The following is a 14926-nucleotide window of genomic DNA, read 5'->3' as shown; positions in this document are numbered from 1 at the left end:
CTTTCTCGGTCAGATCTCGGTCGCGGCGCCGCTGCGGCCGCGACCGACGACGACGGCGGCGATCGTGTTGACGACCAGCGTGATGAGGAAGAGCACCAGGCCCGCGGCGAGCAGCGCGGACAGTTGGCCGGCGTCGGCGTCGCCGAACCGGACCGCGATCAGCGACGAGGTGGTGATGGTGCCGTTCTCCAGGATCCGGATCTTCACGTCGAACGCGGTCGAGATGATGAAGACGACGGCGATCGTCTCGCCCAGGGCCCGGCCCAGGCCGAGCATCGTGCCGCCGATGATTCCGCCGCGGCCGAACGGCAGCACCACCGAACGGATCACCCCCCAGCGGGTGGCGCCCAACGCCCAGGCCGCCTCCCGTTCGCTCTGCGGGGCCTGCGCGAAGACCTCCCGCATGACCGAGCAGGCGATCGGCAGCACCATCAGGGCGACGACGACGCCGGCGACGAAGGCCGAGGAGGTGTAGCGGCTCTCCGGCCAGATCGCGGCGTGCGGGTCGACCGGGTCGGCGTCCGTCCCGACGTCGAAGAACGGCAGCCAGCCGGCGTACGCGTGCAGCCAGCGGGCGATCCGGATCAGCTCGGGCTGGAAGAACGCCAGCCCGACGAGGCCGTAGACGACACTGGGTACGGCCGCCATCAGGTCCACCGTGGACACCAGCGGTCGTTTCAGCCGCGCCGGGGCGTACTCGGTGATGTAGAGCGCGGTCAGCAGGGCCAGCGGGAAGGCGACGGCGATCGCCACGGCGGCGACGAGCGCCGTACCGACCACGACGGCGGCGATGCCGAGCACGTTGCGTTCGGGGTTCCAGTCGCTCTCGACGAAGAATCCCCAGCCGTAGTTGCTCAGGGTGGGCACCGCCTGGACGGCCAGGAAGACGCCGATCCCACCCATGATCAACAGCATGAGCACGCCGGCGCCCCGGGCACCGGCCCGGAAGATCCGGTCGACCGGCGCCGTGCCGGTGCCCGTCGACCGGCGCCGCTCGTCGTCCACCTTGGCGCTGCGCACCGCCGCTCCCCCGGTCCCGTACCCGGTCAGGGCCGTGGCGGTGCGGCGGCGAGCTGCTGCCGGCGGGCCCAGAGCAGGGCCGCCGCGCCGCAGGCGATGAGCAGCACCGCGACGTACAGGAAGCCGCCGAGCCCGATCCCGGTCTTCGGGAGCGAGCCCGGCGGGACGTCCGTCGGGTCCGGCGTCGGATCGTCGGTCGGATCTTCGGTCGGGTCTTCGGTCGGGTCTTCGGACGGGCTCGGTGAGGCACTGGGCGACGCACTCGGCGACGCGCTCGGCGACGCGCTCGCGCTCGGTGAGGCACTTGGCGAGGCGCTCGGCGTGGGGGTCGGTTCGCCGCCGGCGACGACCGCCCAGCCGGTGCCGGTGACCCGGATGCGGGTCTCGAGGGTGTCCGGCGCGACGGTGAACTCGTCGTCGTAGCAGAACAGCTCGAGCACGTAGTCGCCGTCGGGCAGTTCGAGAACGCCACCGGCCTGCGCGAGTTCGGCGAGCGATCCGCTGATGGTGCCGCTCACCGGGGCCTGGTCCAGGCCGGGGCCGGCGATGGAGGCCAGCGTGAACGGTGAGACCTCGTCGTTGCGCAGGAACAGGTCCGCGGCGGTGCCGTGGCCGGACGGACACGGCGCACTGGCGGTGAAGTCGGCGAACGGCGCCGTCGCGACCTCACCGGCGGCCGGCTCGAGCGTGATCGTGCCGACCGGTGCCGCCTCGGCGGGGCCGACCAGCACCGGTACGGCGGCCGCCGCCACCCCGACGGCGATCGCCGCGTTACCGAACAGCCGGGCGACCCGTACGCGCGACGGCGTTGACGCATTTCGAGGCACGATGAGAACTCCTGTCGGAAACCGGCAGCCGGTTGCGCGGGATTCCGCGCGGGAATCGAGCTCAGGAAACTCAGTGCCGGTTACCGGTGTCCCGACGCCCGGTTAACACACCGCAAAGGGCGCACCACCGCGAAACGGCGGTCCACAATTCAAGATCGCATTAGTCGACGCCCTGATCCGCCGACCAGAATCGTCCGCGCCGGCCGACCGCCGGATCGACTTCCGCGTACGGCGCGGCCGCGGCAAAGCGTTCGGTCGCCCGACGGCAGTCGATTCTGCGCTTGTAGCTGCGGTAGGACACCGCGATCACGGTGCCCTCGCCGCCGTGCATCCGCCACGTCCAGTCCCGGTCGGGAACGTGGAGCACCTCGATCGATGCGGTCGACGTGCCGTCGCGGACCGTCCGGATCGCGGTGATCGCGTCCTGAACTGCGGGGAAGCCGGTCGCCGACACGCCGAGCACCCGGTTGTTCGAGGCGACCAGCCGCCAGACGATCACTCCCGCGAGGTGCGGTACACGCGGAACTGCGCGACCGGCCGACGGTCAGCAGCCATACGCGAGCGCTCCGTCCCGCCACCCCGGATCGTCGGGCATGGCTTGTCTCCCACGCGATAGGTCATATTGCGCGGGTCACCGAAATGCCGGATACACGGGGCACTTCGTCCCCGGAGAGGCATGCTGCAAGGACGCACTAACGGTGAGTGGAGGCGGGTGTGAACGGCCGGCGTGCTACGCATGAACGGGAGCATTCGCGGCCGTTCACCAGGCGTTGGACGGCATGATCGGGAAACGCTTCCCGGGTGCCCGCATTGATCGTCAAAATAGGTGCCCTGCGCACCCGTTCGAATCCTCACGAATAACGTCAGACATGATGCTTCGGAGCAGCCTTACCGGCCGGGGAAAGCGCCCGATGGACACCGGCCTGAAATCGCCAGATGGTCGGACGCCCCCGCCGCGTCCAGGGCCCCGGGGACCGGTTCAGACGGTGACGGTGGCCGGAGCGCCGATCGGCAGCCGGCGCAGGCTGCGCCGGACGTCGTCGGGCGCCGCGGCGAAGGCGCCGTCGACGGCGTCGCGGTCCTGCCCGAAGTGCGCCCAGCCCTCGTAGTGCACCGGGACCACGGTCCGCGCCCGGACGAGACGGCACAGCTCGACGCCCTTGCGCGCGGTCATCGTGTAGCGCAGCGGACCGGTGACCGGGAACCGTACGCCGCCCAGGTGCAGCAGCATGACGCTGACCGGGAAACGCTCGGGGACCCGCCGCAGGCCGCCGTACAGCACCGTGTCGCCGGTGATCCACACGATCCCGTGGCGCTGGCCGGCCCAGCGCAGCGCGAACCCGACCACGTCGCCGACGACCGGGCGGCTCAGCGGCGGCCCGTGCCGGGCGGGGGTGGCGGTGACCTCGATCGTCGGCCGGCCGGGTGCTTCGAGCCGGGTGACCGCCCAGGGCGCGAGACCACGGGCGGTGCCGCCGAGCCGTCGGGCGCCGGCGGTCGTGGTGACCACGGTGCCGGCCGACGGCAGCAGGGCCCGGCCGGCACCGTCCAGGTTGTCGCCGTGATGGTCGTGGGTGAGCAGCACCGCGTCGATCGGGGGCAGCTCGCCGGGCGTACGGGCGGGGTCGGTCAGCTTGCGGGACGAGGTGCCCCAGCCGAAGTCGTACCGCCGGCCCGCCGGATCGAAGGTCGGGTCGGTGAGCAGCCGCCACCCGCCGACCTCGATCAGCGTGGTCGGTCCGCCGATGTGCGTGACACGTACGTCGGTCATCGGATTCCTTTCGTGGTGCTCGGACGCGCCGGTGGCCGCCACCGTCGGGGCGGCCACCGGCGGGCGGTCAGCCGGTGGTGGTCGGGGTACCCGGCCGGGCGTGTTCGACGGCCCAGTTCAGGGCGTAGTCGGCGATCTCCTCCCAGCCGTCCTGGGCCGGCAGCAGGTGGGCCCGGCCGGGAAACTCGACGACCTCGGTGGTGGTGTGGGACTTGTAGTGCCGGGCGTTGGAGCGCTGGATGACCGGGGGCATGATGTGGTCGTTCTCGCCGGAGACGAACAGCAGCGGCGCCCGGTCGTTGTTGTGGTAGTCGACCCAGGTGTCCTGGTGGCCGGGCTGGAAGTTGGCCAGCGCGCTGCCCCACACGATCGAGCCGGGGGCCGGGATGTGGTAGCGCTCGTACGTCGCGCGGGCCCGGTCATCGGGAAACGTGTTGGTGAAGGCGTACTGCCACTGCTTGAGGTTGAGGCCGACGGCCCGGTGCCGGTTGGCCGGGTTGCGCAGCACCGGCAGCAGGGACCTGATCTGGCTCGGCGGCACCACCGCCACCCCCTCGGTGGGCGCGGAGTTCAGCGCCACCCCGGCGGCACCGTACCCGTGGTCGAGCAGGATCTGGGTGAACGCGCCGCCGGCGGAGTGGCCGATCAGGATCGGCGGGGTCGGCAGATCCTTGATGAGCGCCTCGAGGCGGGCGATGATCTGCGGTACGGTCACCGTCTCGATCGGGGTCGGGTCGGCGTTGAGGGCCTCGACCTCGACCTCGAAGCCGGGATACGAGGGCGTCAGCACCCGGTAGCCCTGGCTTTCGTAGCGGGTCTTCCAGTGTTCCCAGGAGCGCGGCGTGACCCAGAAGCCGTGGATCAACACGATGGTGTCGGGCTTGCCCGTCATGGCGGATCTTCCTTTCGTGGGTGGGGTCAGGCGGCGTAGGTGTCGAGGAAGGCGAGCAGGTCGGCGCCGAGCCGCTCCTTGTGGGTGTCGGTGATGCCGTGCGGGGCGCTCGGATAGACCTTCAGTTCGGCGTTCTTGATCCGGGCGGCGGAGGCCCGACCACCCACCTCGAACGGCACCACCTGGTCGTCGTCGCCGTGGATGACCAGCGTCGGGACGTCGAAGGCGTCGAGGTCGGGCCGGAAGTCGGTGGCGGAGAACGCGGCGATGCACTCGTAGGCGTTGCGGTGGCCGGCCCGCATCCCCTGCGACCAGAACGCGTCGCGGATGCCCTGGGAGACAGTCGCGCCGGGCCGGTTGTTGCCGAAGAAGGGGCCGTCGGCGAGGTTCCGGTAGAGCTGGGAGCGGTCGGCCAGCGAGCCGGCCCGGATCTGGTCGAAGACCTCGACCGGTACGCCGTCGGGGTTGTTGTCGGTGCGCAGCATCAGCGGCGGTACGGCGGAGACGAGGACGGCCTGGGCGACGCGGGCGGTGCCGTGCCGGCCGATGTAGCGGGCGACCTCGCCGCCGCCGGTGGAGAAGCCGATCAGGGTCGCGGCGCGCAGGTCGAGGGTGTCGATCAGGGTGGCGAGGTCGTCGGCGTACGTGTCCATCTCGTTGCCGTGCCAGGTCTGGGTGGAACGGCCGTGGCCGCGCCGGTCGTGGGCGACGACCCGGTAGCCGTTGTCGGCCAGGAACAGCGCCTGCGCCTCCCAGCTGTCGGAGTTCAGCGGCCAGCCGTGGGACAGGACGACCGGGCGGCCGGCGCCCCAGTCCTTGAAGAAGATCTGCGCGCCGTCGGCGGCAGTCACATGGCTCATCGTGGTGCTTCCCTTCGTCGTCCGGTGGCGGGGCGCCGGCCGGCGCCCCGCCGGTGGTGGAGCGGGGTTCAGCGGGCGGCGGCGCGGGCCGCGGCCCTGATCAGGTCGGTGGTGGCGGCGGGCTGCGAGATCATCGCGACGTGCGAGGCCCGGACCTCGACGGTGCGGGCACCGGCGCGCTGCGCCATGAACCGCTGGGTGGCCGCCGGGATAAGGTTGTCGTTGCGGGCGACCAGGTACCACGACGGGACGCTGCGCCAGGCCGGTACGCCGGACGGCTGCTGGAGGGTGTGCGCGTCACCGGGCCGCTGGGCGGTGGCCATGACGGCGGCGGTGGCGGCCGGCAGGTCGCCGGCGAAGATGTCGCGGAACAGGGCCGGCTTGACGTAACCGTCGTAGCTGACGCCGCCGTCCGGCAGCGGGTACGGGCGCAGGTCCAGCGCCTCCTCGGTGAGCTTGGTGCCGGGGAATTTGCCCTGCAGGCCGTAGACCGTCTCGCCCTCGTCGGGGGCGAACGCGGCGACGTACACCAGGGCCTTGACGTTGGGGTTGCCGGCCGCGGCGTTGGTGATGACGACGCCGCCGTACGAGTGGCCGACCAGGACGATCGGGCCGGGGATGGTCTGCAGGATGCTGGCCAGGTAGGCGGAGTCGGAGTCGACGCTGCGCAGCGGGTTCGCCGGGGCGAGCACGGTGTGGCCGCTGCGTTGCAGCCGACGGGTCACCTCGGCCCAGCCGGAGGCGTCGGCGAACGCGCCGTGCACGAGTACGACGGTCGGCTTCGGCTGCGGCTGCTGCCCGGTGTGGGCGGAGGCGGCGGGTGTGGCGGCGAGCGCGGTGGCGGCGACGAGCGCCGTACCGACGAGCAGTGAGCGGCGGCGGGCGGAAGCGGGCATGGCGGTTTCTTCCCTTCGGCGGGCACGGCTCCGCCAGGTGGCGGAGGGTGTGCGGAATCGGGCCACGGGCGGTGGCCTGGAAACGGACTGGCGATCGGAATCGGCCGCGCCGGGGATCACCCGGCCGGCTCACCGTCGGCGGCTGATCCTCGCGTCGTCGGGCGGATCAGCTCGTACGGATATGCAACCAGCGACGGAGGGCCGGAACCATGCAGAACAATATGCAGAACCGGGCCTTCGACCCGCGACGGCGGTCAGACGTCGAGGGCCGCCAGCGCGGATCTCGCCAGCTCGGTCGCGCCCTCGCGCGCCCCGCCTTCCTCGAACAGTTCGCCCGCGCGGACGAGGTGCCCGCGCGCCTCTTCGGTCGAGCCGAGCGCGGCGTACGCCCGGCCCAGCGCCAGATGGAGGTGGCCGAGCGGCGTCAGGGCGCCGAACCCGGTGGCCGCGGGCAGCACCGCCGTCGCCTCCTCGATGGCCTCCGGCCAGCGCCGCAGCTCGGCCAGGGCCCTGGCCGAGAAGACCCGGGCCACCACCTGGGCCGCGTTCTTCGGCGACGGCGCCACCGGGCGCGTGTCGACCTCGCGCAGAACCGTCCGCAGTTCCGCCAACGCCTCGTCGAACCTGCCGAGCCCGATGAGCGCGAGACCGACCCCGAGGCCCATCTGGACGAACTCGTCGTGGTTGCCGGCCGAGTCGGCCAGCTCCTGCGCCCGGCAGTACGCCCACAGCGCCCGCCCGTAGTCGCCGGCGAACCGCCAGGCGTCACCCGCGTAGGACAGCGCGTTCGCCTGCTCACCGATGTCGCCGAGCTCTCCTGCGAGCCGATAGGCGTCCATCGCCAGTGCGGCGCTGTCGTCGTAGCGCCGGCCGCAGACCGCCTGTGCCCAGGCGTGGTAGTTGATGTGGGTGATCTCCTGACGGCGGTCCGGCAGCCGGGCGGCGGCGGCGGACGACAGCTGGTAGACCTCCGACCAGTGCCCCCAGTGGGTCATCCGGTCGGAATACCAGTGCATCGACTCGGCCACGTCGACCACCCGCTGGTGCTGCCCGGCCGCCGCCGCGCCGCGCAGCGCGGCCAGCCAGTTGTCGGCCTCGACCTGCAACCAGCTCTGCGCCCGCTCCGCCGTGTCGAGCGGAACCAGACCGCGCCAGTCGGCCGGGGGTGCGCCGAACCCGGGCTCGAACCACCGACCGGCCACGATCGCCGTCTCCAGCAGCCAGTCGGTCATCCGGTGCCCGGTCGCCGACCGGGTGTCGGCCGGCTCCTCGTCGCGCAGCCGCTTCTCGGCGAACAGCCGGATCAGATCGTGGAACCGGTACCGGTCGAACCCGACGGGCTGCAGCAGCCCCAGCTCGACCAGCTCCTCCAGCTGGTCCTCCGCGTCGTGCGGACCGGTCCCGGTGAGCACCGCGGCCAGCGGGGCGGCGAAGTCCACGCCGGGTACGTGCGCCAGCCGCCGGAACATCGCCCGTGCCGGACCGGGCAGCTGGGCGTACGACAGCGCGAAGGCCGGCTCCACCCCGAGGTCGCCCACCGCGAGGCCGGCCAGTCTGCGGTCCGCGTCCGACAGCCGCGCCGCCAGATGGGCCATCGTCCATTCCGGACGACTGGCCAGCCGCGTTCCCGCGATCCGCAACGCCAGGGGCAGGTGGCCGCACAACCGGGCCACCGCCTCGACGTCCTGTGCCGTGGCCCGATCGGCGAGGTCGCGGACGAGTGCCCGCAGCAGGCCGGCCGATTCCACCGGCGCCAGCGGCGGCAGTCCGATCCGGAGCACCCCTTCCAGGCCGCCCAGCGTGCGACGGCTGGTCACCACCACCAGCCCGGCCCCCGCCCCCGGCAGCAACGGGCGCACCTGGGCCTCGGACGCGGCGTTGTCGAGCACCAGCAGGCAGCGGCGCCGCCGCAGGACGGCCCGCAGTTGGCCGGCCCGTTCCGCCTCGTCGTCGGCGATGGCGCGCGGGCTCACGTCCAACGCCCGCAACAGCCGGGTCAACGCCTCGCCCGCGTCCATCGGCGCCGCATCGGTGCCGCGCAGGTCGACATGGAGCTGCCCGTCGACGAACCGGTCCCGGAGCTGCCCGGCCGCGTGGACGGCGAACGTGGTCTTTCCGACGCCGGGCGGGCCGTGCACGACCACCACCGGGGTCGGGCCGTCGTCGGATCCGGCCGTCCCGTGCCGGCGCAACAACCGCAGTTCCGGCACCCGACCGACGAACTCGCGCACCGAACGCGGCAGTTCCCCGCCCCGGGGCCGGCCGACGGCGCTCTCCGACCGCCTCGAACGCGTCCACTCCACCAGCCGGGCGCGGTCGCTTCCGTCGAGTCCCAACGCGTCGGCCAACGCCGACAACGTCCGGGCCTGCGGTGCCCGGCTGCGTCCCCGCTCCATGTCGCTGATCGCCCGCGCACTCACCCCGGACGCCTCGGACAACTCCTCGATGGTCAGGCCTGCCAACCGCCGCAACTCCCGCAACCGTTGCCCGAACGACGACAAGGCGACCACCATCCTCCGGAGCAGCGGGAACGAATCCGCGGGCGCCTTTCTAGCAGACCGCTGTGAACAGGCTTTTGCGGGTCCGGACGACGCTTGTAGCAGCCATCGACGGATGTCAGAATTCGACTCGGCCGCACCGGGAGCCCGCGCGAGCCGATCCGGCCCGAGGGAGCGAGCGGGGGTGGTCCACCCCCGGCGCCCGCGCACCGCCGCACCCCGACCAGTCGTCAACCCCGGCGCCGACCGTCCCCCTGCCCGGCGCCCGCAACCTGGGAGGTACAGATGCTGCACAAATTCGGCGTACTCCTGGCCGCCGCCACGGTGGTCGTGGCCGGCTGGGCCACGACCGCCGGCGCCGGCGCGCCGGCCACCGTCCCGGCCCCGGCACAGACCAGCCCGCCGGCCTGCCCGCCGGTGCTGCCGATCAGCGGGATGGTGACCGCGTCGACCGCGACCAGTCTCACCGTCAGCTACTCGATCATGCTCAGCCCGCCGTGCGGGTACGACCCGCCGATCACGGTCAGCCTGTTCGCCAGCCGGGCCGACGCCGAGCAGTGGCGTGCCCCGGTCGCCGCGGCGACCTCGGGACCACAGCGATACGGCACGGTGACGGTCGGCGGGCTGACCCCCGACACCGAGTACTGGTTCCGACTCAGTGACGTCGAGGGCCGCCAGGACCGCTACATCGTCGGCGGACCGGCCCGGACCGCCGCCCAGCCGGCGTGCACCGCCACGGCGGCCGTCACGTCCGCCTGGGACGGCGGCTTCGTCGCCTCGGTCACCGTACGCAACACCGGCGCCGAACCGATCGACGGCTGGCGGGTCCGGTGGCAGTGGCCCGGCGACGAACGGATCCAGACGGCGTGGAACGCGGTGCCGGACAGCACGGACACCGGCCCCGCGGTCCGCGACGCCGGCTACAACGCCACCCTGCCGCCGGGCGGGTCGGCGACGTTCGGTCTGCTCGTGGCGACCAGCGCCGCACCGCCCACCATCGCGCTGTCCTGCGGCCGCTGAACGTACCGACTCAGGGTCGGGCCGCCTGGTACGCGGCCCGACCCGGCGGTGTGCGGCCCCCACGGACCGGGTAACCGGGGACGCCCGCACCGCACCCACGAGGAGGATCATGCGGATCCTGACGAAGCAGCCGACCGTCAAGGGGCCGGCCGAGATGTTCACCGGTGAGGTCTGGTTCGACGTGATCGTCAAGGGCGAGGAGCCCTCCCGGGTACGGGTCAACACGGTCCGGTTCGCCCCCGGCGCCCGTACCGCCTGGCACCGGCACGCCGTCGGGCAGACCCTGCACGTGACCGACGGCGTCGGCCTGGTGCAGGCCCGCGGGAGCGAGGTGATCACCGTGCGGCCCGGGGACACCATCCACACCCCGCCCGGCGAATGGCACTGGCACGGCGCCACACCGGACGCTTTCATGATCCACCTGGCGATCTGGGAAGGTCCGCAGGCCGGCACCGAAACCGAGTGGGGCCCGCTGGTCACGGACGAGGAGTACGGCCGGTCGCGCGGACACTAGCCCCGACGACCGGGGGCATCACGGTGTGGTCGGTGCGACATACGTCACCGACCGATCCGGATGGTTTACCGACCGATTCGGTCGGCGGCCCGTGTAGGGTCGCCGGCATGGCACACGTTCACCGCCAACTGGTCGACGAGGGGATCCTCGACCGCGCGGCGGCGCTGTTCGCCCAGCACGGGTTCACCCACACCTCGCTGAAGACCGTCGCCGACGCCGTCGGCCTGTCCAAGGCCGGCCTCCTGCACCACTACCCGACCAAGGAAGCCCTCTACCAGGCGACCCAACAGTCGGTCCGGGCCCAGGGGCAACGCGTGTACGACCAGGTCGCGCAGATGCCGCCCGGCCCGGCCCGCGACCGGCGGGCGGTGGAACTGCTGACCGACGTCGCGCTGGACCGGCCCGGCCTGGTCGCCCAGGCGTTCAGTTCGCTGACCACGCCACCGACCGACCCTCAGCCCGACCATCTCGACGACATCGCGGCGCTCGTCTTCGCCACGTTCGCCGTCGACGCGGCCGAGCCGAGCGAACGGCTGGTCCGGGTCATCGGCGCGCTGAGCGCGCTGGCCGTACTCAGCCTGTCGGTCAACCGGGCCGGCGACAAGACCACGTGGCGGCCACACATCGTCGCGACCTGCCTCGACGCGCTCGGTCACCACCGGCGCGACCCATCGTCCAGTTCACCTCAGGTGGAGGCCTGATCCCGTATGGCTCGTCTGTTGTACCGACTCGGTTTCGGCGCCCACCGGCACCGGCTGCCCGTGGTCCTGCTGTGGCTGGTGGTCCTGGCCGGCTCGGCCGTCGGCGCGGTGGCCCTGTCCGGAAGCACCTCGAACTCCTTCTCCATCCCGGGCCAGGAGTCCACCATCGCCCTGGACAAGATCCAGGACGAGTTCGGCGCGCAGGGCGGTGCGTCCGCGCGCGTGGTGGTCAAGGCCCCCGACGGTCAGACCCTGACCACCCCGGACAACGCCCAGGCCGTCGGTGAGCTGGTGGCCCAACTGGGCACGCTGCCCGGCGTCGGCTCGGCGACCAACCCGCTCGACCCCGCCGCGCCGACGATCAACGCCCAACAGGACACCGCCTACAGCACGGTGACGTACACCGCCGGGGTCGGCGATGTCACCGAAGAGCAGCGGGAGGCGCTGTTCGACGCCGCCGACGACGCCCGGGCCGGCGGGCTCACCGTCGAGGTCACCGGCGAAGCCATCCAGACGCCGCCGCACATCGGCGGCGTGGTCGAGGTGATCGGCGTCGTCGTCGCCCTGGCCATCCTCGCGGTGACGTACGGGTCGCTCGTCATGGCCGGCATGAACCTGCTGACCGCGGCCGTCGGTGTCGGCATCGGCGCGCTCGGCGTCACCATCGCCACCGGCTTCATGGACCTGCAGTCCACGACCCCGATCCTGGCCACGATGCTCGGTCTGGCCGTCGGTATCGACTACGCCCTGTTCATCATCAACCGCCATCGGCAGGAACTGCGGCGCGGTGCCGACGTCGGCACCGCGATCGGCACCGCCGTCGGCACGGCCGGATCGGCGGTCGTCACCGCCGGCCTCACCGTGGTCATCGCGCTGACCGGTCTGGCCGTCGCCGGAATCCCGTTCCTGACCCAGATGGGCATCGCCGCCGCCGCGACCATCGTGGTCGCGGTCCTCATCGCCATCACCCTCGTCCCGGCGGTGCTGAGCTACCTCGGCCACCGCGCCCTGCCCCGCAAGCAGCGCGCAGCCGTCGGGCAGAGCACCGACGCCCACGAGCGCGGCTTCTACCGCGGCTGGATCGACGGGCTCACCAGGCACCGGGTGCTGGCACTGCTGCTGACCGTCGCCGCCCTGGGCGTCGTCTCCATCCCGGTGGCGTCGATGCAGACCACCCTCGTACCCATCCAGCCCGAGGGAAGCACCCAGGCCCGTGGCGAACAACTGCTCGCCGACGGATTCGGCGCCGGCTTCAACGGCCCCCTCGTGGTCCTGTTCGAGGGCGACCAGGCGGTCCAGGCGGCCACCGCTGCCGCCGGCACGATCCCCGGCCTCGACGACGTCGCCGTCGTCACCCCGGCCACCCCGAACGCCGACGGCACCGCCGCCATGCTCACCGTGATCCCGCAGTCCGGGCCCACCGACGAAGCCACCGAACAGCTCGTCACCGACCTGCGTGACCAACTGGCGGACCTCGACGGCGCCACGACGTACGTCACCGGCTCCACCGCCGTCAGCCTGGACGTGGCCACCACCCTCGACCGGGCCCTGCCGGTCTATCTGGCCGTGGTCGTCGGCCTGGCCCTGATCCTGCTGGTGCTGGTCTTCCGCTCCATCCTGGTACCGCTCGTCGGCGTGCTCGGCTTCCTGCTGACGATCGGCTCCTCGCTCGGCGCCACCGTCGCGGTGTTCCAGTGGGGCTGGCTGGCCGACGCGGTCAACCTCGACACCACCGGCCCGCTGATCAGCCTCACCCCGATCGTGGTGATCGGCATCCTGTTCGGCCTCGCCATGGACTACCAGGTCTTCCTGGTCTCCCGGATGCACGAGGCGCACAGCCACGGCGCACTCCCCCGGGCCGCCATCGCCACCGGGTTCCGCCAGGCCGCCCCCGTCGTCGTCGCCGCGGCGCTGATCATGTTCTCGGTCTTCGCCGGGTTCGTACCCAGCGGCGACCCGACGATCAAGTCCATCGCGTTCGCGCTGGCCATCGGCATCTTCGTCGACGCCTTCGTGGTCCGCATGGTCCTGGTCCCCGCGGCGCTGGCCCTGCTCGGCCGCAGCGCCTGGTGGCTGCCCGGCTGGCTGCGCTGGCTGCCGACCCTCGACGTCGAGGGCGCGGGCCTGGAGAAGCACGACAACTCCCGGATCGAGGAGAAGGTCGCCGTCAAGGCCGGCCGGTAGGCACGGTCACGGACCGGACCGGTCCCCGGGTGCCCTCAGGCACCCGGGGACCGGTCGTTCGGCATCGGGCTAGTGGGAGTGGGTCGACCGCAGCAGCCACTGCTCGGGGTCTTCACCGCCGACGAGCCCGAGGTATTCGCTCGCGGGTGCCACACCGGCGAGGCGGCGAAGTTCCGGCGGGAGGCTCCGCAACTGGTCGACTCCGGTGGCGAGGGTGTGATTGTCCGCGGGTCGCAGCCACGGCAGGACGTGCTCGCAGATCAGTGCGCGGCGCGTGGTCTCGGCACGGTTCTCGCCGGCGGCGTGCCACAGCCGACCGCTGTAGACCACGGCGCTTCCGGCGGACATCACGACCGGCACCAGTTCGTGCCGCTGTGGGCGCCGGCCGGCGGGCCAGCGGTGGCTGCCGGGCGCGATCATGGTTGCGCCGTTCTCCGCGGTGAAGTCGTCGAGAGCCCAGATGACGTTGGTTTCCGCCTCGACCTCACGCGGAAGGGGATAGACGCCGGCGTCGAAGTGCAGCGGCTGGGATCCCTGGCCCGGGTCGACCGCGGAGAGGAACAACATGCCGAACTGGTGGACCTCGCCCAGGCGTGCCGTGACGAGGCGACGCACCGAGGGATGGGTCAGCAGCGGTTCGAAGGCGCCGAGGCGGCCCAGCAGGGAGTAGACCCGGCGGGTGCGTCGGCCGTCGAAGTCGTTGTCGCTCCAGGCGACCCCGTCCAGAAGGCGGTCCGCGTGCCGGACGGCCGCAGCCAACTCCTCATCGGACAGCAGCGCGGGCAGTACAACGAAGCCATCGTCCTGCAACGCCGCCACGGCGGGACTCTGATCGGTGTCGGCAGTCTCGCCCATGACCTACGAACCTAGCACCGGCACGGGCGTCCGTGACCCACCGAAGTGGACTCCCGAGCCTGGCTCGGCAACCGGTGTGGCGGACAAGCGGCAGACGACCGGTCAGCTCGGGGGCAGCCGGTCCAGTAAGTCGGGGTCTGCGAAAGCGGAATTTCTGACAAGATCGAGCCGTGCTGAGATCCGTTGAAGTCAGGACCGTGCTCGCCGTCCCGGACTCGCCGTTCCACAACCTGCACTGGCGCAGCAAGCTCGCCCTCAGCCTGGACTGCTTCGTCTGCGAACGCACCGGACGCACCACACTCTTCGAACTGGGCGCGGAACGGGCGGTCTGCTCCGGCATCCGCGAAGCCGGCGAGCACTACACCGCCGGTAGAATCGCCGCGTTCGACCACACCTCCGAGCGTGACCGGACGACCCTCCGGGCAGTCGTAGACTACTGGTGGGCACCTTTTCACGACGCGAAGCGGGACCGGCCAGCCCACGCCCTCACCCACGCACCCTGGGTCCAGCACTATCTCGGTTACTACTGTCCGGAGCAAAATCAATCTGGCGAGTTCCACACCCAGACGAACCTCGTCCGGCCACAATCCGCCACCTGCCCGCACTGCTCCGCGCCGATTGCACAGAGCCACGAAGCGCCGCAGCTACGACTTCTGACCTGAGAGAGGTCCGGATCATCGATGTGAGCCGAGCCTCTGCCTGGGTGGGCGACACCTGACGCTGCACGCCGGCGGATTCAGCCCGTACACGAACCCTGTCTCGTCCACGATCTGGACCCCGCTGGGCTGGTCGAGGCGCTTGCAGATGTAGTCGCGTACGTCCCCACGTACCGCGTGGGGGATCCCGCACCGTCCGATTCAGCAGGCGCTGCATCGCAACCGGGGTCCG

14 protein-coding genes are annotated in these 14926 nt (G+C 71.9%); 5 read left to right on the top strand and 9 right to left on the bottom strand.

The genetic code is table 11. From position 1 onward, the window contains the following. Positions 1 to 9: 9 nt before the first annotated feature. The 8 genes from pstC to Prubr_RS26065 form a co-directional block, all read right to left on the bottom strand. Positions 10 to 1020 (bottom strand): phosphate ABC transporter permease subunit PstC, encoded by a 1011-nt coding sequence (gene pstC / locus Prubr_RS26100; protein WP_246567655.1) that lies wholly within the window; start codon positions 1018 to 1020, stop codon positions 10 to 12. 26 nt (positions 1021 to 1046) lie between these two features. Further along, positions 1047 to 1847: a hypothetical protein gene (locus tag Prubr_RS26095; RefSeq protein WP_212817568.1), complete on the bottom strand. Its 801-nt coding sequence runs from the start codon at positions 1845 to 1847 to the stop codon at positions 1047 to 1049. A gap of 160 nt (positions 1848 to 2007) precedes the next feature. Then, complete coding sequence (locus tag Prubr_RS26090) at positions 2008 to 2346, bottom strand: YegP family protein (RefSeq protein WP_212817567.1); 339 nt, start codon at positions 2344 to 2346, stop codon at positions 2008 to 2010. Between the two features lie 480 nt (positions 2347 to 2826). Then, on the bottom strand, positions 2827 to 3618 hold the full coding sequence (locus Prubr_RS26085) for an MBL fold metallo-hydrolase (RefSeq protein WP_212817566.1): 792 nt from the start codon (positions 3616 to 3618) through the stop codon (positions 2827 to 2829). Between the two features lie 67 nt (positions 3619 to 3685). Next, complete coding sequence (locus tag Prubr_RS26080) at positions 3686 to 4510, bottom strand: alpha/beta hydrolase (RefSeq protein WP_212817565.1); 825 nt, start codon at positions 4508 to 4510, stop codon at positions 3686 to 3688. A gap of 26 nt (positions 4511 to 4536) precedes the next feature. Then, positions 4537 to 5370: an alpha/beta fold hydrolase gene (locus Prubr_RS26075; protein ID WP_212817564.1), complete on the bottom strand. Its 834-nt coding sequence runs from the start codon at positions 5368 to 5370 to the stop codon at positions 4537 to 4539. A gap of 68 nt (positions 5371 to 5438) precedes the next feature. Further along, the gene (locus tag Prubr_RS26070; protein WP_212817563.1) at positions 5439 to 6266 is read right to left on the bottom strand and encodes an alpha/beta fold hydrolase; all 828 of its coding nucleotides are present in this window, start codon (positions 6264 to 6266) and stop codon (positions 5439 to 5441) included. A gap of 254 nt (positions 6267 to 6520) precedes the next feature. Next, positions 6521 to 8779 (bottom strand): helix-turn-helix domain-containing protein, encoded by a 2259-nt coding sequence (locus Prubr_RS26065; protein ID WP_246567653.1) that lies wholly within the window; start codon positions 8777 to 8779, stop codon positions 6521 to 6523. Positions 8780 to 9049: 270 nt separating this feature from the next. On the opposite strand from Prubr_RS26065, the gene Prubr_RS26060 reads away from it, so the two are divergent. The 4 genes from Prubr_RS26060 to Prubr_RS26045 all read left to right on the top strand — a co-directional run bounded on the left by Prubr_RS26060 (position 9050) and on the right by Prubr_RS26045 (position 13183). After that, positions 9050 to 9784 (top strand): cellulose binding domain-containing protein, encoded by a 735-nt coding sequence (locus tag Prubr_RS26060; protein ID WP_212817562.1) that lies wholly within the window; start codon positions 9050 to 9052, stop codon positions 9782 to 9784. Between the two features lie 109 nt (positions 9785 to 9893). Next, on the top strand, positions 9894 to 10298 hold the full coding sequence (locus Prubr_RS26055) for a (R)-mandelonitrile lyase (protein WP_212817561.1): 405 nt from the start codon (positions 9894 to 9896) through the stop codon (positions 10296 to 10298). A 107-nt stretch (positions 10299 to 10405) separates the two neighbouring features. After that, positions 10406 to 10999 carry a TetR/AcrR family transcriptional regulator gene (locus Prubr_RS26050; RefSeq protein ID WP_212817560.1) on the top strand — a complete coding sequence of 198 codons (594 nt, stop codon included), beginning with the start codon at positions 10406 to 10408 and terminating at the stop codon, positions 10997 to 10999. A 6-nt stretch (positions 11000 to 11005) separates the two neighbouring features. After that, entirely contained in the window at positions 11006 to 13183 is a 2178-nt protein-coding gene (locus tag Prubr_RS26045) for an MMPL family transporter (RefSeq protein ID WP_212817559.1), read from the top strand. Between the two features lie 69 nt (positions 13184 to 13252). Here Prubr_RS26045 and Prubr_RS26040 read toward each other — a convergent pair whose 3' ends face one another. Beyond that, a complete protein-coding gene (locus tag Prubr_RS26040) occupies positions 13253 to 14038 on the bottom strand; it encodes a phytanoyl-CoA dioxygenase family protein (RefSeq protein WP_212817558.1) in 786 nt (261 codons plus the stop codon). A gap of 197 nt (positions 14039 to 14235) precedes the next feature. Here Prubr_RS26040 and Prubr_RS26035 point away from each other — a divergent pair, with 197 nt between their 5' ends. After that, complete coding sequence (locus Prubr_RS26035; protein ID WP_212817557.1) at positions 14236 to 14700, top strand: hypothetical protein; 465 nt, start codon at positions 14236 to 14238, stop codon at positions 14698 to 14700. The last annotated feature ends 226 nt before the right edge of the window (positions 14701 to 14926 follow it).

The sequence above is a fragment of the Polymorphospora rubra genome, assembly GCF_018324255.1.
Lineage (GTDB): Bacteria > Actinomycetota > Actinomycetes > Mycobacteriales > Micromonosporaceae > Polymorphospora > Polymorphospora rubra.
This window is presented reverse-complemented; position numbering and strand designations above follow the sequence as displayed.

Coding starts and splice junctions, on each gene's coding strand:
- Prubr_RS26085 (WP_212817566.1), bottom strand. CDS start 3,618: ATGACCGACGTACGTGTCACGCACATCGGCGGACCGACCACGCTGATC.
- Prubr_RS26080 (WP_212817565.1), bottom strand. CDS start 4,510: ATGACGGGCAAGCCCGACACCATCGTGTTGATCCACGGCTTCTGGGTC.
- Prubr_RS26075 (WP_212817564.1), bottom strand. CDS start 5,370: ATGAGCCATGTGACTGCCGCCGACGGCGCGCAGATCTTCTTCAAGGAC.
- Prubr_RS26070 (WP_212817563.1), bottom strand. CDS start 6,266: ATGCCCGCTTCCGCCCGCCGCCGCTCACTGCTCGTCGGTACGGCGCTC.
- Prubr_RS26065 (WP_246567653.1), bottom strand. CDS start 8,779: ATGGTGGTCGCCTTGTCGTCGTTCGGGCAACGGTTGCGGGAGTTGCGG.
- Prubr_RS26060 (WP_212817562.1), top strand. CDS start 9,050: ATGCTGCACAAATTCGGCGTACTCCTGGCCGCCGCCACGGTGGTCGTG.
- Prubr_RS26055 (WP_212817561.1), top strand. CDS start 9,894: ATGCGGATCCTGACGAAGCAGCCGACCGTCAAGGGGCCGGCCGAGATG.
- Prubr_RS26050 (WP_212817560.1), top strand. CDS start 10,406: ATGGCACACGTTCACCGCCAACTGGTCGACGAGGGGATCCTCGACCGC.
- Prubr_RS26045 (WP_212817559.1), top strand. CDS start 11,006: ATGGCTCGTCTGTTGTACCGACTCGGTTTCGGCGCCCACCGGCACCGG.
- Prubr_RS26040 (WP_212817558.1), bottom strand. CDS start 14,038: ATGGGCGAGACTGCCGACACCGATCAGAGTCCCGCCGTGGCGGCGTTG.